The sequence below is a fragment of the Vibrio astriarenae genome, assembly GCF_010587385.1.
In the GTDB taxonomy this organism is placed as follows: domain Bacteria; phylum Pseudomonadota; class Gammaproteobacteria; order Enterobacterales; family Vibrionaceae; genus Vibrio; species Vibrio astriarenae.
In genome coordinates this window covers 486,880-511,285 of the sequence record NZ_CP047475.1, presented here as the reverse complement: position 1 = coordinate 511,285, position 24,406 = coordinate 486,880, and the positions used below count along the sequence as shown (strand labels likewise).

General features: G+C 47.3%; 26 protein-coding genes and 1 other RNA gene. 10 read left to right on the top strand and 17 right to left on the bottom strand.

The window, feature by feature from the left end:
• Positions 1-2 precede the first annotated feature (2 nt).
• Positions 3-2,789 (top strand): two-component sensor histidine kinase BarA, encoded by a 2,787-nt coding sequence (gene barA / locus GT360_RS02600; protein ID WP_164647372.1) that lies wholly within the window; start codon positions 3-5, stop codon positions 2,787-2,789.
• A 61-nt stretch (positions 2,790-2,850) separates the two neighbouring features.
• On the opposite strand, the gene acpS is transcribed toward barA, so the two are convergent.
• The 11 genes from acpS to rpoE all read right to left on the bottom strand — a co-directional run bounded on the left by acpS (position 2,851) and on the right by rpoE (position 12,032).
• On the bottom strand, positions 2,851-3,228 hold the full coding sequence (gene acpS, locus GT360_RS02595) for a holo-ACP synthase (RefSeq protein ID WP_164647371.1): 378 nt from the start codon (positions 3,226-3,228) through the stop codon (positions 2,851-2,853).
• A gap of 12 nt (positions 3,229-3,240) precedes the next feature.
• Positions 3,241-3,978, bottom strand: coding sequence for a pyridoxine 5'-phosphate synthase (pdxJ, locus tag GT360_RS02590; protein ID WP_164647370.1), 738 nt, complete (start codon positions 3,976-3,978; stop codon positions 3,241-3,243).
• Complete coding sequence (recO, locus tag GT360_RS02585) at positions 3,975-4,697, bottom strand: DNA repair protein RecO (RefSeq protein ID WP_164647369.1); 723 nt, start codon at positions 4,695-4,697, stop codon at positions 3,975-3,977. Before recO ends, pdxJ begins: the two co-directional genes overlap by 4 nt.
• 90 nt (positions 4,698-4,787) lie before the next feature.
• Entirely contained in the window at positions 4,788-5,762 is a 975-nt protein-coding gene (era, locus tag GT360_RS02580; RefSeq protein WP_164647368.1) for a GTPase Era, read from the bottom strand.
• Entirely contained in the window at positions 5,755-6,432 is a 678-nt protein-coding gene (gene rnc / locus GT360_RS02575; RefSeq protein ID WP_164647367.1) for a ribonuclease III, read from the bottom strand. The genes era and rnc overlap by 8 nt, the downstream gene beginning before the upstream one ends.
• A 31-nt stretch (positions 6,433-6,463) precedes the next feature.
• On the bottom strand, positions 6,464-7,360 hold the full coding sequence (gene lepB / locus GT360_RS02570) for a signal peptidase I (protein WP_164647366.1): 897 nt from the start codon (positions 7,358-7,360) through the stop codon (positions 6,464-6,466).
• 97 nt (positions 7,361-7,457) lie between these two features.
• The gene (gene lepA, locus GT360_RS02565; RefSeq protein WP_164647365.1) at positions 7,458-9,251 is read right to left on the bottom strand and encodes a translation elongation factor 4; all 1,794 of its coding nucleotides are present in this window, start codon (positions 9,249-9,251) and stop codon (positions 7,458-7,460) included.
• Between the two features lie 114 nt (positions 9,252-9,365).
• Complete coding sequence (locus GT360_RS02560; protein ID WP_164647364.1) at positions 9,366-9,842, bottom strand: SoxR reducing system RseC family protein; 477 nt, start codon at positions 9,840-9,842, stop codon at positions 9,366-9,368.
• Positions 9,839-10,801 carry a sigma-E factor regulatory protein RseB gene (gene rseB, locus GT360_RS02555; protein WP_164647363.1) on the bottom strand — a complete coding sequence of 321 codons (963 nt, stop codon included), beginning with the start codon at positions 10,799-10,801 and terminating at the stop codon, positions 9,839-9,841. The genes GT360_RS02560 and rseB overlap by 4 nt, the downstream gene beginning before the upstream one ends.
• Complete coding sequence (locus GT360_RS02550; protein WP_204274557.1) at positions 10,798-11,418, bottom strand: sigma-E factor negative regulatory protein; 621 nt, start codon at positions 11,416-11,418, stop codon at positions 10,798-10,800. The genes rseB and GT360_RS02550 overlap by 4 nt, the downstream gene beginning before the upstream one ends.
• A gap of 35 nt (positions 11,419-11,453) precedes the next feature.
• On the bottom strand, positions 11,454-12,032 hold the full coding sequence (gene rpoE, locus GT360_RS02545) for an RNA polymerase sigma factor RpoE (protein ID WP_164647361.1): 579 nt from the start codon (positions 12,030-12,032) through the stop codon (positions 11,454-11,456).
• Positions 12,033-12,407: 375 nt separating this feature from the next.
• On the opposite strand from rpoE, the gene nadB reads away from it, so the two are divergent.
• Positions 12,408-14,018, top strand: coding sequence for an L-aspartate oxidase (nadB, locus tag GT360_RS02540; RefSeq protein ID WP_164647360.1), 1,611 nt, complete (start codon positions 12,408-12,410; stop codon positions 14,016-14,018).
• Here nadB and GT360_RS02535 read toward each other — a convergent pair.
• Together GT360_RS02535 and GT360_RS02530 are read right to left on the bottom strand one after the other, a co-directional pair.
• Positions 14,010-14,450 (bottom strand): hypothetical protein, encoded by a 441-nt coding sequence (locus tag GT360_RS02535; RefSeq protein WP_164647359.1) that lies wholly within the window; start codon positions 14,448-14,450, stop codon positions 14,010-14,012. The two genes, nadB and GT360_RS02535, sit on opposite strands and share 9 nt — an antisense overlap.
• Positions 14,422-14,682 carry an FAD assembly factor SdhE gene (locus GT360_RS02530; protein WP_164647358.1) on the bottom strand — a complete coding sequence of 87 codons (261 nt, stop codon included), beginning with the start codon at positions 14,680-14,682 and terminating at the stop codon, positions 14,422-14,424. Before GT360_RS02530 ends, GT360_RS02535 begins: the two co-directional genes overlap by 29 nt.
• Before the next feature lie 178 nt (positions 14,683-14,860).
• On the opposite strand from GT360_RS02530, the gene ygfZ reads away from it, so the two are divergent.
• From ygfZ to GT360_RS02515, 3 genes are all read left to right on the top strand, one after another.
• The gene (gene ygfZ / locus GT360_RS02525; protein ID WP_164647357.1) at positions 14,861-15,835 is read left to right on the top strand and encodes a tRNA-modifying protein YgfZ; all 975 of its coding nucleotides are present in this window, start codon (positions 14,861-14,863) and stop codon (positions 15,833-15,835) included.
• Entirely contained in the window at positions 15,825-16,298 is a 474-nt protein-coding gene (locus GT360_RS02520) for an aminoacyl-tRNA deacylase (RefSeq protein ID WP_164647356.1), read from the top strand. Before ygfZ ends, GT360_RS02520 begins: the two co-directional genes overlap by 11 nt.
• Positions 16,299-16,912: 614 nt before the next feature.
• Positions 16,913-17,116 carry a DUF1107 domain-containing protein gene (locus GT360_RS02515; RefSeq protein ID WP_164647355.1) on the top strand — a complete coding sequence of 68 codons (204 nt, stop codon included), beginning with the start codon at positions 16,913-16,915 and terminating at the stop codon, positions 17,114-17,116.
• A gap of 76 nt (positions 17,117-17,192) precedes the next feature.
• Here the strand turns inward: GT360_RS02515 and GT360_RS02510 are convergent, their stop codons facing one another.
• From GT360_RS02510 to GT360_RS02500, 3 genes are read right to left on the bottom strand one after another with little or no spacing between them, the layout of a single operon-like run.
• Complete coding sequence (locus GT360_RS02510) at positions 17,193-18,416, bottom strand: FAD-dependent 2-octaprenylphenol hydroxylase (RefSeq protein ID WP_164647354.1); 1,224 nt, start codon at positions 18,414-18,416, stop codon at positions 17,193-17,195.
• Between the two features lie 13 nt (positions 18,417-18,429).
• Positions 18,430-19,608: a 2-octaprenyl-6-methoxyphenyl hydroxylase gene (gene ubiH / locus GT360_RS02505; RefSeq protein WP_164647353.1), complete on the bottom strand. Its 1,179-nt coding sequence runs from the start codon at positions 19,606-19,608 to the stop codon at positions 18,430-18,432.
• A gap of 28 nt (positions 19,609-19,636) precedes the next feature.
• On the bottom strand, positions 19,637-20,212 hold the full coding sequence (locus GT360_RS02500) for a YecA/YgfB family protein (RefSeq protein ID WP_164647352.1): 576 nt from the start codon (positions 20,210-20,212) through the stop codon (positions 19,637-19,639).
• Positions 20,213-20,463: 251 nt separating this feature from the next.
• On the opposite strand from GT360_RS02500, the gene GT360_RS02495 reads away from it, so the two are divergent.
• The 5 genes from GT360_RS02495 (at position 20,464) to serA (ending at position 23,836) form a co-directional block, all read left to right on the top strand.
• Complete coding sequence (locus GT360_RS02495; RefSeq protein ID WP_164647351.1) at positions 20,464-20,781, top strand: cell division protein ZapA; 318 nt, start codon at positions 20,464-20,466, stop codon at positions 20,779-20,781.
• Between the two features lie 29 nt (positions 20,782-20,810).
• Positions 20,811-20,994: non-coding RNA, 6S RNA (gene ssrS / locus GT360_RS02490), on the top strand.
• 33 nt (positions 20,995-21,027) lie between these two features.
• The gene (locus GT360_RS02485) at positions 21,028-21,618 is read left to right on the top strand and encodes a 5-formyltetrahydrofolate cyclo-ligase (RefSeq protein WP_164647350.1); all 591 of its coding nucleotides are present in this window, start codon (positions 21,028-21,030) and stop codon (positions 21,616-21,618) included.
• Between the two features lie 69 nt (positions 21,619-21,687).
• Complete coding sequence (rpiA, locus tag GT360_RS02480) at positions 21,688-22,344, top strand: ribose-5-phosphate isomerase RpiA (RefSeq protein ID WP_164647349.1); 657 nt, start codon at positions 21,688-21,690, stop codon at positions 22,342-22,344.
• A 262-nt stretch (positions 22,345-22,606) separates the two neighbouring features.
• Positions 22,607-23,836 carry a phosphoglycerate dehydrogenase gene (gene serA / locus GT360_RS02475; RefSeq protein WP_164647348.1) on the top strand — a complete coding sequence of 410 codons (1,230 nt, stop codon included), beginning with the start codon at positions 22,607-22,609 and terminating at the stop codon, positions 23,834-23,836.
• A 75-nt stretch (positions 23,837-23,911) separates the two neighbouring features.
• On the opposite strand, the gene ilvN is transcribed toward serA, so the two are convergent.
• On the bottom strand, positions 23,912-24,406 hold the full coding sequence (gene ilvN / locus GT360_RS02470) for an acetolactate synthase small subunit (protein WP_164647347.1): 495 nt from the start codon (positions 24,404-24,406) through the stop codon (positions 23,912-23,914).

Genomic DNA, 24,406 nt, shown 5'->3' with positions numbered 1-24,406 from the left:
TAATGACGCGATATGGCTTACGAGCACGGGTAATCACACTCACCCTGGCCCCCACTCTCATCATAGGTATTGTTCTGTGTGGTTTCTTCTCCTTCACCCGATACCACGATTTGGAACGACAAGTTGTCAATTCAGGCTTAAGTATCGTTGAACCACTGGCAATTGCCAGTGAAGACGGCATGGTGACTCAAAGCCGTGAATCGGTGCGTCGCATTATCAGTTACGCCCATCGCAAGAACTCAAAGTTTGTTCGCAGTATTGCGGTATTTGACTCCAAACATGAGCTGTTTGTGACCTCAAACTTCCACCCACAGTTTCAATCTCTCACTTATGACAGTAATGAGTCGATACCACTGCTTCCATCAATTCAAGTGGATGACAACACCCTAATTCTTCGAGCACCGATCATTCCTGAAACTCGCTTTGTCGCGATTCCCGATCTTAATGAACACGACGCTCAAGCCCTGGGTTACGTGTCAATGGAACTTGATCTGTCTCCACTGCGCTTGCAGCAGTATCGTGAAATCATTATCGCAATTGCAGTGATGATATTAGGTATTGCCCTTTCCACCGCCTTTGCCCTACGCCTAATGCACGATGTGACAAGACCCATCGATCACATGCGTAGAGTGGTTGACCGTATTCGTCGTGGCCATGTTGACGTGCGAATTGACGGAAAAATGTATGGTGAGCTTGACTCACTAAAAAACGGTATTAATGCGATGGCAGAGTCTCTTTCTGCCTATCACACTGAGATGCAGCACAGTATTGACCAAGCGACCTCTGATCTGCGTGAGACACTTGAACAGCTTGAGATACAAAACGTTGAGCTAGATATCGCGAAAAAGCGTGCTCAAGAGGCGGCTCGAGTGAAATCCGAGTTCTTGGCTAACATGTCGCACGAGCTACGTACACCTCTTAACGGCGTGATTGGTTTCTCGCGTCAGATGCTCAAGACACAACTGACGCCAAGCCAAACCGATTACCTGCAAACTATTGAGAAGTCAGCCAATAACCTATTAAGTATCATCAATGACATCCTCGACTTTTCTAAACTCGAGGCGGGTAAACTTGCGCTAGAGAATATCCCGTTTGATTTCCAAGAAAGTCTAGAAGAAGTGGTGAGTCTGCAGGCAACATCTGCACACGAAAAAGGGCTTGAGCTAACCCTCAAGATCGATCCAAAAATTCCGGTTGGTGTGATTGGCGACCCGCTACGCATCCAGCAAGTGCTGACGAATCTGGTGGGCAACTCGATTAAATTTACTGAGCGCGGCAATATCGATATCAGCGTTGAGCTACGCTCACAAAAAGAAGATGCGATTGAGCTTCAGTTCATGGTACGCGATACCGGCATTGGTATCTCCGAGCGTCAGCAAGCTCAGCTCTTCCAGGCTTTCTCTCAGGCAGACGCGAGCATTTCTCGCCGTTATGGTGGTACCGGGTTGGGCTTGGTTATTACCCAAAAGCTGGTCAGTTATATGGGTGGTGAAATCAGCCTGACAAGCCGACTGCACCAAGGCTCGACCTTCTGGTACACCATTCGCCTCGCCACAACCGACATGCCCGTCTCCGACCTTGTAGATACCGATACTCTCATGGGTCGAACCCTGCTTCTGGTTGAGCCAAACATGCAAGCAGCAACGGTGGTTCAGCAAACACTTTCTACCGTCGGCTTGCAAGTTAACTACCGTTCGACGATGCCAACCGAAAGTGGTCACTTTGACTATGCCATCATCAACTTCACTCCAGAACTGTCTCATAGTTTTGATGAGGTGAGTGAACAAGTGGCACTCGCTAAAACCCTGGCAACCCATGTCACCATTGGCATGCCAAGCACTGAGTTAGCGCTTGCTAACCAAGTTACCTCAGAGCTGAATGTTCAATGCATTGCCAAACCACTTTCGCGAAGAAAGCTTCTACAGAATCTTGTGATTCAGCAACCGGAACTGGCCCTGCCACAACCTGTAGAAAAAGAGCCGCTTGAGCTGATGCCACTTACAGTGATGGCGGTCGATGACAACCCTGCAAACTTGAAACTCATTACCGCGCTACTCAAAGAGCGAGTGAGAAACGTAGTGACGTGCAACGACGGTATTGAAGCGGTCGAATACGCTCAACGAGAGAAGTTCGACATCATTCTGATGGATATACAGATGCCGAGAATGGATGGCGTGACAGCCTGCAATGCAATCAAAGCCTCTGATATCAACAAAGGCACGCCAATAGTGGCGGTTACCGCTCATGCAATGCAGGGTGAACGTGACCGTTTACTTAAAGCGGGTATGGATGACTACCTCACCAAGCCAATTGAAGAACATATCTTGCAGCAGGTATTAGTACGGTGGAACCCCAATACTAATGAAGACGAAGTGATGATGGTGCCTCTCACCCATGAAAAGAGTGAGGCTACTGCTCCATCTGCACAAGACACCAGCCGCCAAGACTTGATCATTGATTGGCAACTTGCCCTGAAGCAATCAGCAAACAAGGAAGACCTTGCCAAAGATATGCTCAAGATGCTGGTTGAGTTTATTCCTGAGGTAGACGAGGTTGTGGATGCGGTGCTAGAGCCAGCCAACGAGGAAGAGCACGATTTATTGCACTACGTGCACAAGCTCAACGGCAGCTGCTCATACAGTGGTGTCCCGCGCCTGAAAAAGGTCTGTGTGGAGCTGGAAAAAGGACTACGCTCAGAGATGAGTCTCGATGATCTCGAGCCAGAACTGTTTGAACTACAAGACGAGATGGAAAAGGTAATCGCAGCCGCGCAGCCTTACCTGGCTTAAACAAAAAACTCTGCCTATTCGGCAGAGTTTTTTATATCAATGGTTTCAATTGTATCGCTAGTTAAGACTCAAGAATCACCGTTGCCACGGCGTAACGCTTTTCATCAGCAATCGTCACCAAGATAGCATGCGCCCCCAATGCCTCCGCAAACTGCTGAGCAGCGCCCGTTAAGGTCAGCTCTGGCTTACCAAGTTCATCATTGGAGACGGTGAAATCTTGAAAGCTCACCCCTCGAGCGATACCGGTACCCAATGCTTTCGCCGCCGCTTCTTTAACAGCAAAACGTTTTGCCAAATATCGAGCAGGCTGTTTGCTTTGACTGAAGACTTCAAACTCACTCGACGACAACACCCGCTTGGCCAGCGCATTACTGCGCTCTAAAGCCGTCTCAATGCGCTCAATCTCAACAATATCAGTCCCTAAACCTACAACTGGCATATTAGGCCTTAATTACGCTGACTGACGTGCATCAAGCATAATGGCTTTCATATCGGCAACCGCTTTGTCTAAGCCATCAAATACCGCGCGACCGATGATAGAGTGGCCGATATTGAGTTCATAGATTTCTGGCAGTGCTGCGATGGGTGCCACGTTGTGGTAAGTCAAACCATGGCCTGCATTTACAGTGATACCTAAATCATGTGCATAGCTTGCGCCTGCCGCAATCTTCTTCAGCTCATCTTGTTGGTCTTCATCTGACGTTGCATCAGCATAGTGACCGGTGTGCAGTTCAATATAGGGTGCGCCACAGGCTTTAGCCGCATCGATTTGCTGGCGGTCTGCATCGATAAATAGCGAGACCTTAATACCTGCAGCCGTCAGTTTTTCGGTCGCTGCTTTTATTTTATCCAGTTGACCAACCACATCTAGACCACCTTCCGTTGTCAACTCTTCACGTTTTTCAGGTACCAGACACACATATTCAGGCTGAGTTTGCAGTGCAATCTCCACCATCTCATCGGTGACGGCCATTTCCAGGTTCATGCGAGTTTGAATCGTTTCACGCAAGATACGCACGTCACGATCAAGGATATGGCGACGATCTTCACGTAGGTGAATAGTAATACCGTCAGCACCAGCGCGTTCAGCAATCTCTGCTGCGTGGACTGGATCTGGGTATTTGGTTCCGCGGGCATTCCGAAGGGTCGCAATATGATCAATATTAACACCTAAATAAATCGAGCTCATTTTCCTGTTCTCCGTGCTTTGGGAAGTGTTGAGATAAACAGTTCCCGGCTCTTTAATGGTTTTCCGCCAAGATACGGCTTTAAGGCTATACGTGTAAAGCGCTTTGCCGCCTTAAGTTGTTCTTTTGTCGTAAATCTACGCTCACTGATCGCAATCAGTTCATTACCAAGGAAGGTAAGATTATCGCGCCGCACTGAGGCGATAAACCCTTTCTCTTCTCGGTAGCGATAAGTCATATCAGGATCCACGGGCTCTCCTGTGCCCGCGCAATGCATGAAGTCGACGCCATACCCCATCGCAGATAATAGTGCGAGTTCAAATCGGCGCAATGCTGGCTCTGGGTTGTCTGCTTGAGCCAATTCAGTCAACGCGTGTAAATAGTCATGAAACAACGCAGGCACGGCGACTTCTGGCGCGAGCACTCTACCCACTAGCTCGTTTACATACATCGCAGAGTAGAGGTTAATCCCGGTTAAAGGTAGACCTAAACTGATAGGCTCAGCTTGACGCAATGTCTTCATTGAACCTTTACCAGACCACTTCAAAAGCAGTGGTGTAAACGGCTGCAGTGCACCTTTAAGGTTAGAACGCTTACTGCGTGCTCCCTTTGACATCAACGTGATGCGCCCATGTTCCTCGCTGAACACATCAAGGATAAGGCTCGATTCACTGTAAGGACGACGGTGAAGCACAAAGCAGCGCTGTAAACCCTCAGACATTCATTTATCCATCCTGAAAATGCACTAAAAAAGGAGCCATAAGGCTCCCTTTATCAATCAATCGGAGCGAAGCACACTGCCTCACTGCAATTATAAATCGTCGATATAACCCAACGAACGAAGTGCGCGCTCGTCGTCTGCCCAGCCCGACTTCACTTTTACCCAAGTTTCCAGGTAAACCTTACGACCAAACAGCTCTTCCATATCAAGACGAGCTTCACGACCAATGGTTTTGATCTTCTCACCGCCTTTACCGATCACCATCTTCTTCTGGCCATTACGTTCCACAAGGATTAGACCATTGATGTGGAAGCCATCTGTTTCTGGGTTATAGTCAAAGCGTTCAATCTCAACGGTCACTGAGTATGGCAATTCATCACCAGTGAATCGCATCAGCTTTTCACGCAAAATCTCTGACGCCATAAAACGTTGTGAGCGGTCTGTCACATACTCTTCTGGGAAGTGATGCGTAGCAAGAGGCAAGTGATCACGCACGTGCTTGCGCAATACATCAATGTTCTTACCGTGTTTCGCTGAGATTGGCACAACATCAACAAAGTCCATCTTCTTTGCCATCTCGTGCATGTGCATCATCACATCGTTGCGATCTGCAACGTTGTCGACTTTGTTGACACACAAAACAACAGGGAAATTCGACTTCTGCAACTTGGTCAGTACCATCTCATCATCGTTGGTCCAATGTGTACCATCGACAAGGAAGAAGACAAGATTCACATCACTGAGTGACGAGTTAGCAGCGCGGTTCATCAAACGGTTGATGGCACGCTTTTCTTCGATATGAAGCCCCGGAGTGTCGACATAAATCGCTTGGTAATCACCCTCGGTATCCACACCCATGATGCGGTGACGCGTGGTTTGTGGCTTGCGAGAGGTGATCGAAATCTTCTGCCCAAGGATCTTGTTCAGTAGCGTGGATTTGCCGACATTTGGGCGACCTACGATCGCAATGAAACCACAGTGCTGGTTTTCTGGTGCCGAAGTTTCGCCTGTTGATGAGAAAAACGCATCAATGTCGAATTCGTTATTTTCTGTTGAATCAGCCATTGGTCAATTGCCCTAATGCTGTCTCAGCGGCCGCTTGTTCAGCCTTGCGACGACTGGTACCTTTACCGATAACAGGCTGTCCTATGCCTGCCACTTCACACGAAACCGTAAACTCTTGGTTGTGTGCCTCACCTTTAATATTAGTCACTGTGTAGACAGGAAGCGGTTTTCTTCTGCCTTGCAGGAACTCTTGTAGGCGAGTTTTAGGATCTTTTTGTGATACGCCAGGCTTGATCGCTTCAAGGCGTGACAGGTACCACTCAAGGATAATCTTGCGTACCGTTTCTACGTCACTGTCGAGATAAATCGCACCAATGATCGCCTCTACAGCATCAGCCAAGATAGAGTCACGGCGGAAACCACCGCTCTTTAGTTCACCTGGACCTAATTTTAAGTAGTCACCCAGTTCAAACTCACGACCAAGCTCGGCCAGAGTATTACCACGTACCAATGTTGCACGCATACGACTCATGTCACCCTCCGTTACCTTCGGAAAACGGTGGTAGAGATCGTCTGCAATGACAAAACTTAAAATTGAATCGCCCAGAAACTCAAGACGCTCGTTATGCTTACTGTTGGCACTGCGGTGTGTCAGTGCCAAACTCAAAAGCTCGCCATCATTAAATTGATAGCCGAGCTTTCTTTCTAGTTTTTCAATTTGAGAATTCATGCTCTCTCGTTGTGTTGTGCCCAATAGTGGGCTAGTGAATACCGCCGATACGGTTAAAGCGAACACCTGTTGGAATCCAGCTTGGTAGTACGCTATTTGGATCGCGATCGAACTCAAAGCTAATCCAAATAGCAACCGCCTTACCTACTAGGTTCTCTTCAGGAACAAAGCCCCAGTAACGACTATCGGCACTATTATCGCGGTTGTCACCCATCACAAAGTAGTGACCTTGAGGAACAACCCACTCATTTACGCCTGGACGAGGTTGGTACGCATCAATGCGATCACGACGCAGTGGGTGCACTAACACCTCATGCTCAACTTCAGCCAGTTTTTCGTTCATTTGAATAAGAGGAATACCATTTTGGTTAAATTCACTCTCTCGCACGTTCGACAGTGTCAGTTCACGACAAGTACGTTCACCTTGTGGCTGAATACACAGCTCTTTATTCGCGGAGTAACGTACCGTATCGCCTGGCAGGCCGATAACACGCTTAATGTAATCTATGTTTGGTTGAGGTGGGTACTTAAACACGGCAATATCACCATGTTCAGGTTTACCCGTTTCTACCAACTCTTTACGCCATACAGGGTCTTTGATCCCGTAAGCGTATTTTTCCACTAGGATGAAGTCACCAACTAATAGTGTTGGCATCATTGAGCCCGATGGAATCTGAAAAGGTTCATAGATAAAGGAGCGTAGAACCAGTACGACAGCAATAACTGGAAAGATAGAAACGCTGTTCTCAATCCACCATGGCTGCGCCGCTGCTTTTTCTACTGTCTTTGCATCAAGCTCGTTGGTTTGCTCTTTAATTCGCGCGACCTTTTCCTCACGCTTTTTCGCCCAAACCCACTTCTCGAGTGCCCATACAATACCAGTCACCAGTGTCACTATGACAAGAATGAGTGAAAATGTATTCGCCATTGACTTCCCTTATCTTAAAAATGCGAAAGTGAAAGAGCCGAAACCCTTTCACTTATTCAATACTTAACGGCTTACCCTGATAGAGTCAGAGTTGCGATTAATCTTTACCTACGTGAAGGATTGCCAGGAACGCTTCTTGCGGCAACTCAACGTTACCAATTTGCTTCATGCGTTTCTTACCTTCTTTCTGCTTCTTCAAAAGCTTCTTCTTACGGCTCACGTCACCACCGTAACATTTTGCGATTACGTTCTTACGCAGCTGTTTCACTGTTGAACGAGCAATGATGTGGTTACCGATAGCCGCTTGAATTGCGATATCAAACATCTGACGAGGGATGAACTCTTTCATCTTCTCTACTAGCTGGCGGCCACGCGTTTGCGATTGATCTTTGTGTGTGATCATCGCTAGAGCGTCTACAGTATCACCGTTAAGCAGAACATCAACACGAACCATGTTCGATGCCTCAAAGCGTTGGAAGTTATAATCTAGAGATGCATAACCACGCGATGTCGATTTTAGGCGGTCAAAGAAGTCGAGAACCACTTCTGCCATTGGAATATCGTATGTCACTGCAACTTGGTTACCGTGATAAACCATATCCACCTGAGTACCACGCTTCTCAACACACAGTGTAATAACGTTACCTAAGTACTCTGAAGGCACAAGGATATTACAGCGTGCAATAGGCTCACGAATCTCTTCAATATCGTTAACTGCCGGAAGCTTAGCTGGGCTATCTACATACAGAAGCGCACCATCCGTACGCTCTACTTCATACACTACCGTTGGAGCGGTTGTAATCAGGTCAAGATCGTATTCACGCTCCAGACGCTCTTGGATGATTTCCATGTGTAGCATACCAAGGAAACCACAACGGAAACCAAAGCCCAGTGCTGCAGAGTTCTCTGGCTCGTAGAACAACGACGCATCGTTTAGGCTCAGTTTGCCTAGTGCATCACGGAAGTTCTCGTAGTCATCAGAGGAAACAGGGAACAGACCCGCGTATACCTGAGGTTTTACCTTCTTAAAGCCTGGTAGAGCCTCTTCACAGCCATTCTTAGCCAGTGTTAGCGTATCGCCCACTGGTGCACCAAGAATGTCTTTGATACCACACACAACCCAGCCTACTTCGCCAGTACGCAGGATATCAGTATCAACCTGTTTTGGCGTGAAGATACCTAGACGGTCGACACCCCAAACTTGGCCTGTGCTCATTACTTTGATTTTGTCGTTCTTCTTCAGCTCACCGTTCTTGATACGGACAAGTGAAACAACACCAAGGTAGTTATCAAACCATGAGTCAATGATCAGTGCTTGTAGTGGCGCTTCGGGATCACCTTCTGGTGCTGGAATCGCTGAAACGATGTTCTCAAGAACGTCATCAACACCGATACCGGTTTTCGCGCTACAGCGAGTCGCTTCCATCGCATCGATACCGACGATCTCTTCGATCTCTTCAGCAACACGCTCAGGATCAGCGGCAGGAAGGTCAATCTTGTTTAGGATTGGCACAACCTCAAGATCCATTTCGATCGCGGTGTAACAGTTTGCTAGTGTCTGAGCTTCTACGCCCTGACCTGCATCGACAACCAGCAGCGCGCCTTCACAAGCGGCTAGAGAGCGAGATACTTCGTAGGCGAAGTCAACGTGCCCAGGGGTATCGATGAAGTTAAGTTGGTATGTTTCGCCATCTTTCGCAGTGTAGTTAAGCGTCACACTCTGTGATTTGATGGTGATGCCACGCTCACGCTCAAGGTCCATTGAGTCAAGAACCTGTGCGGCCATTTCACGGTCGCTCAATCCACCACATACTTGGATCAAACGGTCTGATAGGGTCGACTTACCATGGTCGATGTGTGCGATAATCGAAAAGTTACGAATGTGCTTCATAGGATGGTGTGACTAAACTCTGTTATCAAAATGACGTCATCGGGCATGTGCTGTGACATACACGACAAATAAGTTGGCAGATTCTACCCAATTTCTGCTGACTTCGCATCCATTTTAGACAACAGGAATCTGACTGCCCAGTATTCTGAGCAAGATGACTTGTTGAGAAGTGTCTTTCTCTCGCAATCGAACATAACGTCGAGCAAGCAAAAAGCCCGTGAGAGCCCCTAAAGCCCCCATTAGAATGATGGCGCCTTCTCCAGCGCCCAACATTGGTTGCAGCCATATCTGACCAAGCATTGCTCCAAGCACTAGCATGACCAAAGGCAAAAGATAAGTTACGGCGGCAAAGCTTAAGAGGCTACGCTCTGGTAAGCCAATTTCAACCGTATCTCCAACCGAGATTTTCTGCTCAGTGAGTAACTGCCAAGTCAGGGTTTTATTCCCTACAGCACTAGACACTACACCGGTGCCACACGAGCTTTTCGAAGCACATGAGCTACAACTGGTCTTTTGCTCACAACTCAAGGTGGCTTTCCAGCCTTGAGCTGCAGGTTGCACAGAGGTCACCTGTGCAAGTGCCGTCATCATGGTTCGATGGCCTTCACCGGCTCAATCGAGACTGATTGGGCGATGCGTTGAGCGGTAGAAGGTGGTATATCACCGACAATCGAGATTTCTGCACTACCCTTTACAAACGTATGCAGTGTGCGGCGCCCCTGGCGAATAACCTGGCCTTGGAGTGAATTCTCGTCTCGCTCAGCAATATAAACAGAAAAGTTGAACAGTCCATCGGTATACATCTGAGTTTCTACCAAGCGATCGGTCATTGCCATGCGGTAGCGATTCACTTCTGCTGGCTCAAAACCAGTTGGCACCCAGCCAACGTTCCAGCTCGCTTGATTGACGTTACCCTGAGGTAAGGTCAAGACACCCGGCAGTTTGACGTCTTTCAGGCCAGACATGACTTCCGAGATTTGCTCATTCACCACAAATGAGATAGTACGATACTGCTCAAGCACTTCACCATCGCGATCAACGAGATCGGCCCGAAGCGGAAGGTGCGTGTTCTCATCAACCCAAAGTACGTAGGAGTAACGCAAACCATCTTTAGGCACGACACGAACCACTTGAGTGGCACTCCCCGCTTCTCGTGCACGCCCCACGCTCACGAAGTCGTAATTTTCTCGCAGTTTGTCAATATTGCTGTGCAGCAGCGGTATTGTCGGCGCGACCATATCTTCAGACTGAACCGTGAACGGCTCAACACCCGGCTCAACGTAGCTGACTTCGCTGTCACGTCGGATGACTTCTCTGACTGGACCACTCAGGTATAACAGATGCGCCAACTGCTGATTCTCAAAATTAGCGTGGCGATAAAGAAGAGGTTCGATGCTGTTCTTTTTGATCAGAATATAAGAGAGTTCATAGCTCAATTGCTCACTAGCCTGATGCATCTCTTGCAACAAAGCCTCTGCAGGTTGCTCTGCAGAGGCATTGTGTATGCTCAGACCGAACAGCGTCAGCGCGCTGATCAGGATTTTTTTCATTCAACTACCGGTTCATCATTGAGATCTGAGGCGGCGTCTTGCCCACCATTCAATCTTAGCTGTAGTTCATAATCTTGCAAAACAGCGTTGATACGACGATGCTGCTCTTGCACATTCACTTCGTTGGCCTGCTTTTGCACAGACTCACGAGTCAAGCTTACAGGTTCAGCCGTGCCGGCAAAAGGAATAGTTTGCAGAACGGGCAGTTGATCAGCCTCAGGAGACACCTGACCGTCTTGGCCACTGTACTGCTGCACGCCCAAAATCACAGCAAACGAGACACACGCTGCAACCGCTACTTGGCCAAACTGCGTAATCCATGCTGGCAGTTGGCGTTTAGCCACTTGAGGCGTTGGCTGTGATTCCATTATTTGCGGTACATCGGCCCCACTGTGTACTGGCTCATCTTCTAACGCAGCAGCAACACTGGCAGAGATATCCCAGTTCGGTTGCTCAGGCGCTTCACCACGCATCACATCACCAATCAAATGGTAGTGTTTCCAACTTTCAATCGCGTCTTGATCACTTTCTGCATAAGCAAGCAGCTGCTCATCATCTAACGCTTCACCATCCATGAGTGCTGAAAGTTTTTCTTTGTCAGCCATTCTTTTCACCATCATCTATTGGTTCAAATTCAGAATACAACTACCCATTAGTGCTTGTTAAGTAGTGGAGCAATTCTTTTCTCCACCGCTTCTCTAGCCCGGAAGATGCGCGAACGCACGGTTCCGACTGGGCAATCCATCACTTCTGCAATTTCTTCGTAACTCAAGCCTTCTAGCTCGCGAAGGGTCATTGCGGTTTTTAAATCTTCAGGTAGCGCTTCTATCGCAGCGAAGACTGTACGTTTCAATTCATTGGACAACGTCAGGTTCTCTGGGTTCGATATTTCTTTTAAAGCGTTACTCGTTTCATAAAATTCAGCTTCTTCAGCATCAACATCGGTAGCGGGTGGTCTGCGACTCTGGGCTACGATGTGGTTCTTTGCGGTATTCACTGCAATCCGGTAGAGCCAGGTGTAAAACGCACTTTCACCTCGAAATGAGGGAATCGCACGATAGGCTTTAATAAATGCTTCTTGGGCTACATCAGCCACATCACCCGGATTGTTGACATACCGAGAGATAAGATTACAAACCTTGTTTTGGTAACGAACTACCAATAGATTGAATGCCTGCTTATCTCCGTTCTGAACGCGCTCAATAAGAACTTGATCAGTCTGCTCGTTCATTCGAGCGGCTACTCCCGTTGTTATTATGACTCTTATCCTCACAGATATGAGCTTTCATTAATCATTAGCAGTCACTATACCACCGCGTATGTGAGCACTTATTGTGACTCAAGGGTTTTGAAAAAGTTCCACAATGAGTTGAGAAAAAAATGCTTTGGCGCAAATAGTGTGAACTGAGTAAAAATTACTATTCCTTATCAATAGTGAGTCGATTCGATGATAAAAGCAACGGAAATCAACTGCTCAAAGGAGTTGAAGCTGCTAATATAACGGGTCGTTAGTATACGTTACACGGTGAAACTCTGCTCTGCAGAGGTATGGAATCAACCGTACTAGCCCAATTTTAGGATGATTTTGGGGATTGGATAAAAAGTTATGAGTGAAAACCGAGAGCATCTTTGTGATGTATTAGTTGTAGGTAGTGGTGCCGCTGGTCTGTCTCTTGCGCTCCGCGTCGCCAAGCATGCGAAAGTCATTGTCCTTAGTAAAGGGCCTCGCAGTGAAGGGGCAACGTTCTATGCCCAAGGTGGTATTGCCGCAGTGTTTGATGAATCCGATAGTGTCGAATCACACGTAGAGGACACGCTAATCGCGGGCGCTGGGCTATGTGAGCAAGAGAGCGTGGAATTTATTGCTAAGAATGGCAAAAAGTGTGTTCAGTGGCTGATTGATGGCGGCGTGCCATTCGATCGTGAAGATGACGATTCAGATGATAAACCACGTTATCACCTAACTCGAGAGGGCGGCCACAGCCACAGACGCATTCTGCATGCTGCTGACGCAACGGGCATGGCAATGCAAACCTCACTGCAAGACAACGCTCATAACCACCCTAACATTGAGATTTTCGAACGCTATAACGCGCTTGATCTGGTCACAAACACCAATGATGCGGGTGATAAGAAAGTGGTCGGGGCCTACATTTGGAACCGTAATTTAGAACGCGTTGAAACCGTTCGCGCCAAATTTGTCATTCTCGCGACGGGTGGCGCATCAAAAGTCTATCAATACACTTCCAACCCTGACGTCTCATCGGGTGATGGTATTGCAATGGCGTGGCGTGCTGGCTGTCGTGTTGCCAACATGGAATTTAACCAGTTTCACCCAACTTGCCTTTTCCACCCGGAAGCTCGTAACTTCCTGTTGACTGAAGCTCTGCGAGGCGAAGGTGCTTATCTTCGTCGCCCAGATGGTTCGCGCTTTATGCCTGATTTCGATTCACGCGAGGAACTTGCTCCGCGTGATATCGTTGCTCGAGCAATCGATTTTGAGATGAAGCGCTTGGGTGCAGATTGCATGTATCTTGATATTAGTCACAAGCCGGTAGAGTTCATCGAAAAACACTTCCCCACAATACACTCTCGCCTGCTTGATCTTGGTATCGATATGACCAAAGAGCCTATCCCTATCGTACCCGCTGCACACTACACCTGTGGTGGCGTCATGGTCGACCAGAATGGCTCTACAGATATAGCCAACCTCTATGCGATTGGTGAAGTCAGTTACACCGGACTGCACGGTGCAAATCGCATGGCGTCAAACTCCCTGCTTGAATGTGTGGTGTACGCCTGGTCTGCGGCAAAAGATGTATTAAGAAACCTGGATAACGCAGATTATGTCGATGAGATCCCTGCATGGGATGAAAGCCAAGTCACCAACTCTGATGAAGAGGTTATCATCCAGCACAACTGGCACGAACTGCGACTATTTATGTGGGATTACATGGGCATAGTTCGTACCGATAAGCGACTGGAGCGCGCGATGCGCCGCATTCAACTGCTGCAGCAAGAGACACACGATTACTACAGCAACTTCCGAGTATCGAATAACCTACTCGAGCTGCGTAATTTGCTACAAGTAGCGGAGCTAATGGTGCGCTGTGCGATGCAGCGCAAAGAGAGTCGTGGCTTACACTACACACTTGACTACCCAGGTCAGATCGAAAATAGCGGTCCAACCATACTCGACCCCAATCGTTCAGAGTAAGCGCTGATGTTGCAGCATGGCCACCTCGCCTTGCTGCAACCAACGGATAAATTGGCGGTAATGTTGTTCTGCAAGACTATGCCGCCAAATCAACCTCCGACGACCATCATCAAAATCCACTACTATCAACCACTCCGATAGTAGCTGCTGACTTTTTGTCACACGAAAATACTCACAACGGCGGTTACTGTGACGCACCACAAGCCTTTGCCGTGATTTTAATGACACATGTCCTTCCAGGTTAGGCGGAAACAAACGTCTTTGAGAAACGAAACGCAGAAGCGCAAATAGAAGTGGCACGCAGGCAACAAGAGGGATAGCCGATATAGAAACAGCCCAAATTGCACCGCTAAGTAGGGCAAGAGCAATCAGTTGGGCTGTCGGTGTGGGTGTCAGTGTTAAATTAACGTACTTTTGAGAGGTTGTGTGCAACGATCTTATCTACCATAGACGCATGGCTAAGATTTTCACTGCGACCGTGTCCCATTACCCAAGTAAACAGATCGGGGTCATCGCACTCTAGCAACGAAACAAAATCTTGCTGCTCTGATTCGCTTAACGTGTTAAAGCACTCTTCAAAGAACGGCATAATAACCACATCAAGTTCAAGCATGCCACGTCGACAAGCCCACTTGATACGTGCTTTATCTTCCTGAGTATACATCGTTCATCCTCTACCAATAGTTATCTGCTGAGTGTATCAATCAAATCTAAAAATGCCACAACCTAAATCACGTTCTGTTTACACCAAAGTTTTTTTCACCTAACTATTGAAGACGCTTGAAGCGCCCTCACATACAGGTTTACCATGATTGAAACATTTGAGATGAAGGCAATAACTTATGGACTGGAATACTCGCTTCAAACCTCTCACACTCACAGCGAATGATGCACTGCCTGAACTGGCGATCAGCCACCTAACCCAGTGGGGCATGATCACAATGCTTGGAGACGATAAAAAGTCATACCTTCAAGGCCAAGTCACCTGTGATGTCGTGACCCTCGCGAGCGATCAATCTACCCTTGGCGCTCACTGTGACGCAAAAGGAAAAACCTGGTCTGCCTTCCGCTTATTTCACCACGGAGCAGGCTATGCCATGTTCCAGCCCAAATCTGCGATTGCAAAAGAGCTCGTTGAACTGAAAAAGTATGCCGTATTCTCGAAAGTCGTCATTGAAGAGTCACACGATGTTCTGCTTGGCGTTATCGGACAAGCCGCTCAATCCTTTATCGATAGCATCAGCGATAGCACAGGTGATGTGCGTCAAATCAAAGGTGGGACGGCGGTAAAAGTCAGCGAACTACGCTGGTTGATCGCTATCAATACAGAGCAAGCTTCAGAGCTTGTCGACAACACAGAAGCGACGCTTTGTGATAATAGCCTTTGGTCACTACTGGATGTCAAAGAAGCCTATCCCGTCATCGAGGACTTTGCCCAAAATGAGCACATCCCGCAAGCGGTGAACTTACAAGCAATTAACGGGATTAGCTTCTCGAAGGGTTGCTACACAGGCCAAGAAACCGTTGCACGTGCCAAGTACCGTGGTATGAACAAGCGTCAAATGGTCATTGTTGAGAGCACATCGAGTGAAGCTATCAATGCTGGTGAAGCCATTAACATTGAGCGCTCTGTTGGTGAAAACTGGCGTACCGTTGGCCAATTACTCACCCACTATCAATACTCAGATGGTCGTGTCGTAGGTTTGTTGATCGCACCGAACAATCTGGATGCGGATACTCAACTGCGCCTAGCGGGTACAGAAAGTAGCTTGTGGGAAGTGGCACCTCTTCCATACTCACTGGCCGATGATGAGTAAAATCAACACGCCCATTATCGACCTATTGATCAAGAAGAACATCCCTTTCAAGCTTCTTGAGCAACAAGTCGAAACCATCTCTATCGAAGATACCGCGCATGCGCGTGGTATTTCTCCTAACCAAATGGTCAAATCGATTTTGTTGCGGGATATGGGCAATCGTTACGCTCTGGCTTGCGTGCCTGGTGATCTGAGTGTCGACCCGAAAAAGGTACGAGCCATCCTCAACTGGCGACGCATGACCTGCGTAGGATTAGATCAGCTACAAACGACCACAGGTTATCAAGTCGGCTGTGTTGCCCCGCTGCTGCTCAAGCAGCCTATGCCCATTGTATTCGATAACCAATTAACTCAACTTCAACACGTCACCATCAGTAGCGGTCAACGTTTAGCTGGGATTGCATTGTCTTCTCAAGATTTAGTCGAGCTCTGCCAACCTCGCCTCGGCGATATCTGTCGCTAAACCGAAAAGAACGCACTTTTTGCAACTTACACTTTGTTACATAGCCAAAAGTGCAAACTGCATCGCATAAATTACTTTACTTGCATGGAATTTTTATTCATTTTTAAATCATAACTAGTCACAGCTAGATCTATGCGATATCGTAGATATGTTGGTTAGGAAGTGTGCTGTCTCCATCCAAGGTGAGCTTGGGAGCCAACATCAAAGTGAATCCACTGATTTTTTCAGAATATCCACTTTTTGTGTAATGCATCTGTGACTATTCGCCCGTACAACTTATTGTGCGGGCTTTTTTTCGCCTCAATCCTTCGTCATGACGTCTCCCACAAAGAGTAAAGTTAGAGCTATCCATCACTAGCTAGAGAAATAACACAGTAATTACATGGACTTGACGTAAAATCGGTCTTGTAAGCAGCAAAATCATAAGTTCTCTGCGATAAAAAATATTGAGGTAGAGATCACTCAATTTGGAACTTTTGACGTAAAAACTGTCTGACTAAGCACAAATATCCAAACAAGTTGAGTTTGATAACCGATCCGTCCAATTAATCACACTTTTTTGGAGAGCAGTTATCTATAATGCTCGCATAAAGGCAAATAAGGAAAATGCATAAATGAGACTGTTCAAACGCTATATTCCAGGCTTAATAGCGAAACATGTAACTCGATTATTCAAGGGAAGAATTTATATCAACGGCATTGGAAAATTTGAATTTGACAACGGTAAACTGGTCATTCCAGAGCATGCTGAACAAAGACACTACAAGGCGGTTAAAGAGATAAACAGTGAAGTAATGAAACTCAAACTGGCTTACTAATAGATACTAAAAAGGAGACAAATTGTCTCCTTTTTTAATTTTATAGGTATCAAACACGCTACCTTGAAACTAAACACTACAAAGATTTACAGTCAGGTCGAGCTAAATTAGGCAACTCACCTTTTAACCCTAATGCACGCTTCATAATTTCATCTTTTGCACCAGGTAGATGACCAATAAATTGCATTCCCAGTCCACGAACCAACTTCTTCGCTGGGTTATCACCACTGAATAGGTCTTTAAAGCCCTGCATTGCCGCGATCATTTTCGCCGCTTCTGCTTTTCTCCAGCGCTCATAGCTGCGTAGCTGCTGCTTGCTACCGATATCTTTGCCTTGTTGCCAAATCTGCGTAATTTCCTGCGCGAGACTTGCAGCATCAAGCAAACCAAGATTTACCCCCTGACCAGCCAGTGGATGAATGGTATGAGCAGCATCTCCAACTAGGGCAACACGCTCACAAGTAAAGTCTCGTGCGTAACGCATTTTTAACGGAAAAGCAGCACGCTCTCCTTCCACCTTGCACAACCCCAACTTATTATCGAATTGAACCGTTAGCGCTTTATTGAACTCTTCATCACTCATCGTCACCAGTTGTTCAGCACGACTTGGGTCAATTGACCACACAATCGAGCAAAGATGCTCATCCTCTAAAGGCAGAAAAGCCAGCGGTCCTTGCGGGGTAAAGATTTGACGAGCCACTTTGCTGTGAGGCTCAGTAGTACGAATGTTTGCGACAATTGCACTATGTCCATAGTCCCAGCTTGTCAAAGGAATATCGAGTTGTTTGCGCACCCAGGAGTTCGCACCGTCAGCACCGACAACAAGCTTTGCCGTCAATGCCTGCCCATTGTCTAACGTCAACCATGCTTCGCGTTCACTCATCACCAAGCTCTGGCATCGGTTGGGCATAAATAGACTCACATTAGCCTGCTGCTTTACTTGTTCTAAGAGTGACAGCTGAACCACACGATTCTCTACAATATGACCAAGGTCTGGCTGCGCAAGATGCTTTGCATTAAACTCAATTCGAGCAAAGCTATCACGCTCCCATACCTCCATGGCTGAATATGGGGCCAAACGTCGTTGAGTCATCGCAGACCATGCGCCAACTCGTTGTAAAATATTCTCACTAGAACGACTTAAGGCGGAAACGCGAAGGTCTGGCAGCTCAGCAAATGATTCACTCGGCTCTTGGCCTTCAATCACTGCTATTCTTAAATCTGTATTCTTCAGAGCGGCTGCAAGCGTCAGTCCAACCATACCACCGCCAACGATGGCGATATCAACACTTTGCATCATAATTCTTCCTTTATTAGCGCTCAACTAAACCAAGCGTTCGGTTCAGTAGTGGCTGTTTTAATGGTGGTAATGCATCGGCGCAAAAAAGCCCAACGTTACGCCCTAGGCGAGTTGGCCACCAATCATTTGAAAAGAGTCTGACTAACCCCGAGGTGAGTCCAATGGTCGTTTCACGATCGTCGGTGCGTCTTGCTTGATAACGAGAAAGTACCGAATAATCACCTGGGTCAGCAAGCTGTAACCCAATCTCATCAACTAAACTCGCGACATCCCGGATACCCAGATTAAAACCCTGACCAGCGATAGGGTGAAGCGCTTGAGCAGCGTTACCAACAACAGCAAGACGATGAGAGATAATTTGAGGGCGATAGCGCAAAATCAGTGGATAACTCGACCGCTCGCCCGTTGCGCTGATAGCACCTAAACGCCAACCAAAAGCCTCTTGTAGCCGACTAAGGAATGCTTTGTCATCCATCTGTAAAACCTTGTCGGCCTCTGCAGGTGGCAGGCACCATACCAAAGACATGCGATTCTCGCTCATAGGAAGTAGAGCGACGGGGCCTGATTCAGTAAAACGCTCGAAAGCTCGCCCTTGATGTGCTTGCTGGCAAACCACGTTAGCAATCACGGCGACCTGTTCAAAATCTACCTGATTCTGCTGCAGTTTAACTGCATCGCAAATCGGAGAAAAAGCCCCATCAGCGGCAACCAGTAACTGACCACTGATCTCTTTTTGCGAGGTTAATTTCAGTTCGACCCGATCACTAAAGCGATTCAACTGGGCAATCGAGTCAGGACAGAGGAGTTCGATGTTTTGAGATGATTGAATACGCTGATGATATAAGCGGCCAACATCAGCAAGTTCAACCACATACCCCAATGCAGGCACCGGAATATCACTGTGAGCAATTTCCGTCATTCCAGCATGACCACGGTCAGACACATGAATCTGCTCAATCGCGGTAGCAACCGAAGACACATCTTTCCATAAGTCGAACCGCTTGAGAATATCGACGGTGCCATGCGACAAAGCAATTGCCCGCGCGTCAAAACCTGGATGCTGCTCATGATCCGTTTGATAGGCCTCCACTATCGCAATCGACAAGGCACCTTGGGCTTGTTTGTCCAATGCCAATGCCAAGGTTGCCCCGGCCATTGCGCCACCAGAGATGATCACATCATAGTGCTTCACATCCACTTCCTTATTTAGTTGCCACGAATTAGTGAATCGTTGATTTAGGCTCTTCGTCTTTTGGCTTCTGCCCTAGCTCTGCATGAATGGTCAGAACACACGCTTTTACGTGTTCAATCACCTGTTCGAGCAACAGCGCCTGCTCTTCCATGTCATCTTCTTCATCGATCCCTAGCTTGGCAATCTCTTCGAGATCCCCCAGTGCTTCTTTCGCGTCGTTAGGTAACTTTTTGATGTTAGCACTCACTAAACCAAGACCTGAGATAAAGTGGTTCACCCACTCCGCCAAAGAGTCCGCCATTTCCATCAAAGTAGCTTGTTCATCTTCAGGTAAGAACAGAGTCATCTCCATCCCACTACCCATCAACTCTTGCTTACTCAAATCAAAACAGTTTTGTGCAATCGCGATTGCTGTTTGCGGCCACCCCATTCCCTCATTGGTGTAATCATAAAGAACACCTTGCCAAGTCTGATCATCGACATTGATACCGCCACTGATCATACCAACCAATAAACCGTGCATCTCAGCTGGAGAAACGGCAAGAGCCGATTGTTGTAAAGATTGTGCGGCATCGAAGTAAGAAGGGAGTGAACTTGTCGTCATGGTATGGCCCAAAAAGTCTAATAATTTAATCCTGCATCGTACCATTTCCACCAGAAAGCAAAAAGATGCAGAATAGAAATTGGCGAGCAGATAAACAATGTGATGAAGAACTGTCCCAGAAGTGTTTACTTGCTTACGCTTTGACATACTGAGAGCCGGAAAAGCTTGAATCTTACTATGGGTTTTCCTATAGTTTTCACCTCGGTCACCCAAGGTAGGGGACCAAACAGCGCGAAACGAGTTAGGTCATCATGAGTAGCCAAGCGGTAGAAGTAGAGATTTTAGGTAAACGAACCCAAGTGAGTTGCCCAGCAGGAGAAGAAGAGTCTCTCGCTAAAGCAGCACGCGACTTGGATGAACGTCTTAAAGAGATGAGCTCAAAGACTAAAATTACCAATGAAGTGCAACTTCTTACCTTTACAGCTCTCAACATCTGCTACGAACTGCATAGCAAGGATGGTGAAGCCAAACAAAGTCTCGATTCGGTGACAAAAAAGCTTGAACAGCTGTCCGTATCGTTAGATAGTGCGCTTAGTAATGTGAAGCAAGGAACGCAGCACAGCGAATAAATTGAACCTGCATTGGCAAGTTCGAACCATTTACCCTGGAGTGTGCGTCAGCGGGTTGACGTCCCTGAGCCGATAAGCAATACCCAAGGGTTAGTACTTGATAACTATTGAGCAGGCTCGGCCCGTACCGAGAAGCCTACGGTTAACATTGCTGATCCGCCTTAAACCAGCTGGTTTAAGGGCCCCCTTCCCCAACGGCACTCTGGGGTATCCTCTCGATACCCATCTTCAATTGAAGGGTAGTTTATGACCTCAAGTCGTCAACAAATCCGTCAGCATATTCGTCAGGCCAGAAATGCTTTGTCGAGTGACCAGCAATACCAAGCCAGTATTGAGCTTATCTCACAAGTTAACTCTCTGCCCGATATGGCGTCTGCCCAGGCTATTGCCCTCTATATTGCCACAGATGGTGAGCTCGATACCCAACCTTTGATTGAAGCTCTCTGGCATTCAGGGAAAAAAATCTACCTGCCTGTCATCCACCCTTTTGCCAAAGGACACCTACTTTTTCTCGAGTATGCGCCAAGCTCAGAGCTTTGCTACAACCGCTATGGCATCATTGAACCACGGTTAAAAAAAGAGGCGATCATTCCTGTCTCTGAACTCGACATCATCTTTACTCCCCTTGTTGCCTTTGATAAATACGGGCAACGCTTGGGCATGGGGGGCGGTTATTACGATCGCACCCTGGCACCTTTTCAAGGCCACAATCATGGTCCTAAGGCCGTTGGTCTTGCACACGATTGCCAGCAAGTCTCGTCGCTACCAACAGAAAGCTGGGATATTCCGTTGCAAAAAATCGTTACGCCAAGTCGCCTATGGCAATGGGAATCTTGAGTTAATCTCGCTATAATCCGACCCAATCGATTGCGTGTCGAATTTTTACCCTCAAACCTGGAGATGAGCATGACTCAAGATGAAATGAAAAAAGCCGCTGGCTGGGCTGCATTGAACTACGTAGAGAAAGGCGGAATTGTTGGTGTCGGTACAGGCTCTACCGTGAACCACTTCATCGATGCTCTAGGCACAATCAAGGATGAGATTAAAGGTGCTGTATCAAGCTCTGTGGCTTCAACAGAGAAGTTAGAAGCGCTAGGTATTCCTGTATTCGACTGTAATGACGTAGAAAAACTGAATGTCTATGTAGATGGTGCAGATGAGATTAATGCTTCACGTGACATGATCAAAGGTGGTGGCGCGGCACTGACTCGCGAGAAAATCGTTGCTGCAATCTCAGATAAGTTTGTTTGTATCGTAGATGATACTAAAGCTGTCGACGTACTCGGTCAGTTCCCACTGCCAGTCGAAGTCATTCCGATGGCTCGTGAACAAGTGGCCCGTGAGCTGAAAAAACTCGGCGGCAACCCTGTTTACCGTGAAGGTGTGGTGACAGACAACGGCTGTGACATCCTAGACGTACACGGTCTTGCGATCACTGATCCTAAAGCACTGGAAATCACCATCAATGCCATCGTTGGTGTCGTGACAGTAGGCCTATTCGCTGCTCGTGGCGCTGACGTGGTTATCACTGGCACACCAGAAGGCGCAAAAATCGAAGAATAATGACTATCAAGCAAGCAGTAAATTGCTGATTTTTGTTACTTGATTACTAAACGGTGCCCTAGGGCGCCGTTTTTTACCTTTTAGAGGCGAAATATTCTGCCTTATTCCGTAATTTTCTTACCCTTTCAGAAAAAATTCTGATAGTTTATTAACCAGAATGACGCACAGGGACAAGTTTGCGTTAGTCAAATCGACTTATTTTTCCCCTTTAGTAAGTTATTGCTTTGTGCGCCCCACCTTTACCATTTTAAGGACGAGAATAATGGCCAAAGTTTCACTGGAAAAAGAAAAAATCAAGATTCTACTTCTTGAAGGACTGCATCCCTCTTCAGTAGAAGTGCTTCAAGCCGCGGGCTACACCAATATTGAGTACCATAAGGGCTCACTGCCTGAGGAAGAGCTACTTGAGAAAGTCAAAGACGCCCACTTCATCGGTATTCGTTCACGCACGAACTTGTCTGAGCAAGTGATCAATGCTGCCGAAAAACTAGTCGCAATTGGCTGTTTCTGTATTGGTACTAACCAGGTCGACCTCTCTGCGGCCGCAAGTCGCGGTATTCCAGTGTTCAATGCCCCTTTCTCGAATACTCGTAGCGTCGCTGAGCTGGTACTAGGGCAGATCTTGTTACTGCTACGTGGCATTCCTGAAAAGAACGCTCTGGCGCACCGCGGCATTTGGAAAAAGAGTGCAGATCACTCATTCGAAGCTCGTGGTAAACGCCTTGGCATCATCGGCTATGGTCATATCGGTACTCAGCTTGGCATCATTGCTGAAAACTTGGGGATGCGCGTTTACTACTACGACATAGAGAACAAGCTATCACTGGGTAATGCAACGCAAGTCCACACCATGACTGAGCTACTCAACAAGTGTGATGTCATCTCTTTACACGTACCAGAAACGCCAGAAACCAAAGACATGATGGGTAGTGAGCAGTTTGAGCTTATGAAGCCTGGCGCTATCTTTATCAACGCAGCTCGCGGTACTGTCGTAGACATCCCTGCACTATGTGCTTCTTTGGAATCTGGTCACCTAGCGGGCGCAGCAGTGGACGTATTCCCAACGGAGCCGAAAACCAATGCCGACCTATTTGAATCGCCATTACAGCAGTTTGACAATGTCATTCTGACACCGCACGTTGGTGGTTCAACACAAGAAGCGCAAGAAAACATTGGTGTTGAAGTTGCGGGTAAACTGGCCAAATACTCTGATAATGGTTCAACGCTTTCAAGCGTTAACTTCCCAGAGGTTTCTCTACCTGAGCACCGTGAGTGCTCTCGCCTCCTGCACATCCACAAAAACCGTCCAGGTATTCTTACCCAGATCAATACCATCTTTGCTGAAGAAGGGATTAACATTGCTGCGCAGTACCTTCAAACGGCTGCAGATATTGGTTATGTCGTGATTGATGTAGAGACAAGCCGCTCAGAGGAAGCTCTAGCGAAACTCAAAGGCATTGAAGGCACGGTTCGCGCTCGAATCCTTCACTAAATATTTATCTAAACTAGAGACTAAAAGGCCGCTTCCTATGAAGCGGCCTTTTTTATTCACTTGCCATGTATCGAGCTAAGCCTTCAAAGCTCGCTCACCACGCGCAATGCCAACGACCCCACTGCGTGCAACCTCAATCACTTCCGTTACTTCAGAGATGGCATCAATGAATGCATCAAGCTTTTCACTATTTCCTGCCAACTGAACGGTATATTGAGAAGAGGTCACATCAACAATTTGTCCTCGGAAAATATCCGCTGTGCGCTTCACCTCTGCACGAGCAAAACCTGACGCTTTCACCTTAACCATCATCAGTTCACGCTCAATATGCTCTAGTTCAGACACCTCTTGTACCTTAAGCACATCAATCAATTTATGTAGCTGCTTTTGAATTTGTTCAAGCTCCATCTCATTAGACAAGGTGGTAATGTTCAAACGAGATAGCGTCTCATCGTCGGTCGGTGATACCGTCAAAGACTCAATGTTGTAGCCACGCTGAGAGAACAAGCCGACGACTCGTGACAGGGCTCCCGGTTGGTTTTCTAATAGTAGTGAAATGATATGTCTCAT

What these genes read in the sequence shown, in the direction of transcription:
- GT360_RS02510 (WP_164647354.1), bottom strand. Translation starts at nt 18,416, where the DNA reads ATGATGCAAAGTGTTGATATCGCCATCGTTGGCGGTGGTATGGTTGGA.
- GT360_RS02515 (WP_164647355.1), top strand. Translation starts at nt 16,913, where the DNA reads ATGAGACTGTTCAAACGCTATATTCCAGGCTTAATAGCGAAACATGTA.
- GT360_RS02495 (WP_164647351.1), top strand. Translation starts at nt 20,464, where the DNA reads ATGAGTAGCCAAGCGGTAGAAGTAGAGATTTTAGGTAAACGAACCCAA.
- rpiA (WP_164647349.1), top strand. Translation starts at nt 21,688, where the DNA reads ATGACTCAAGATGAAATGAAAAAAGCCGCTGGCTGGGCTGCATTGAAC.
- GT360_RS02560 (WP_164647364.1), bottom strand. Translation starts at nt 9,842, where the DNA reads ATGATGACGGCACTTGCACAGGTGACCTCTGTGCAACCTGCAGCTCAA.
- GT360_RS02530 (WP_164647358.1), bottom strand. Translation starts at nt 14,682, where the DNA reads ATGTATACTCAGGAAGATAAAGCACGTATCAAGTGGGCTTGTCGACGT.
- rnc (WP_164647367.1), bottom strand. Translation starts at nt 6,432, where the DNA reads ATGAATTCTCAAATTGAAAAACTAGAAAGAAAGCTCGGCTATCAATTT.
- GT360_RS02485 (WP_164647350.1), top strand. Translation starts at nt 21,028, where the DNA reads ATGACCTCAAGTCGTCAACAAATCCGTCAGCATATTCGTCAGGCCAGA.
- nadB (WP_164647360.1), top strand. Translation starts at nt 12,408, where the DNA reads ATGAGTGAAAACCGAGAGCATCTTTGTGATGTATTAGTTGTAGGTAGT.
- rseB (WP_164647363.1), bottom strand. Translation starts at nt 10,801, where the DNA reads ATGAAAAAAATCCTGATCAGCGCGCTGACGCTGTTCGGTCTGAGCATA.
- acpS (WP_164647371.1), bottom strand. Translation starts at nt 3,228, where the DNA reads ATGCCAGTTGTAGGTTTAGGGACTGATATTGTTGAGATTGAGCGCATT.
- era (WP_164647368.1), bottom strand. Translation starts at nt 5,762, where the DNA reads ATGGCTGATTCAACAGAAAATAACGAATTCGACATTGATGCGTTTTTC.
- pdxJ (WP_164647370.1), bottom strand. Translation starts at nt 3,978, where the DNA reads ATGAGCTCGATTTATTTAGGTGTTAATATTGATCATATTGCGACCCTT.
- recO (WP_164647369.1), bottom strand. Translation starts at nt 4,697, where the DNA reads ATGTCTGAGGGTTTACAGCGCTGCTTTGTGCTTCACCGTCGTCCTTAC.
- rpoE (WP_164647361.1), bottom strand. Translation starts at nt 12,032, where the DNA reads ATGAACGAGCAGACTGATCAAGTTCTTATTGAGCGCGTTCAGAACGGA.
- serA (WP_164647348.1), top strand. Translation starts at nt 22,607, where the DNA reads ATGGCCAAAGTTTCACTGGAAAAAGAAAAAATCAAGATTCTACTTCTT.
- lepB (WP_164647366.1), bottom strand. Translation starts at nt 7,360, where the DNA reads ATGGCGAATACATTTTCACTCATTCTTGTCATAGTGACACTGGTGACT.
- GT360_RS02520 (WP_164647356.1), top strand. Translation starts at nt 15,825, where the DNA reads ATGATGAGTAAAATCAACACGCCCATTATCGACCTATTGATCAAGAAG.
- GT360_RS02550 (WP_204274557.1), bottom strand. Translation starts at nt 11,418, where the DNA reads ATGGTGAAAAGAATGGCTGACAAAGAAAAACTTTCAGCACTCATGGAT.
- GT360_RS02500 (WP_164647352.1), bottom strand. Translation starts at nt 20,212, where the DNA reads ATGACGACAAGTTCACTCCCTTCTTACTTCGATGCCGCACAATCTTTA.
- lepA (WP_164647365.1), bottom strand. Translation starts at nt 9,251, where the DNA reads ATGAAGCACATTCGTAACTTTTCGATTATCGCACACATCGACCATGGT.
- ygfZ (WP_164647357.1), top strand. Translation starts at nt 14,861, where the DNA reads ATGGACTGGAATACTCGCTTCAAACCTCTCACACTCACAGCGAATGAT.
- ilvN (WP_164647347.1), bottom strand. Translation starts at nt 24,406, where the DNA reads ATGAGACATATCATTTCACTACTATTAGAAAACCAACCGGGAGCCCTG.
- barA (WP_164647372.1), top strand. Translation starts at nt 3, where the DNA reads ATGACGCGATATGGCTTACGAGCACGGGTAATCACACTCACCCTGGCC.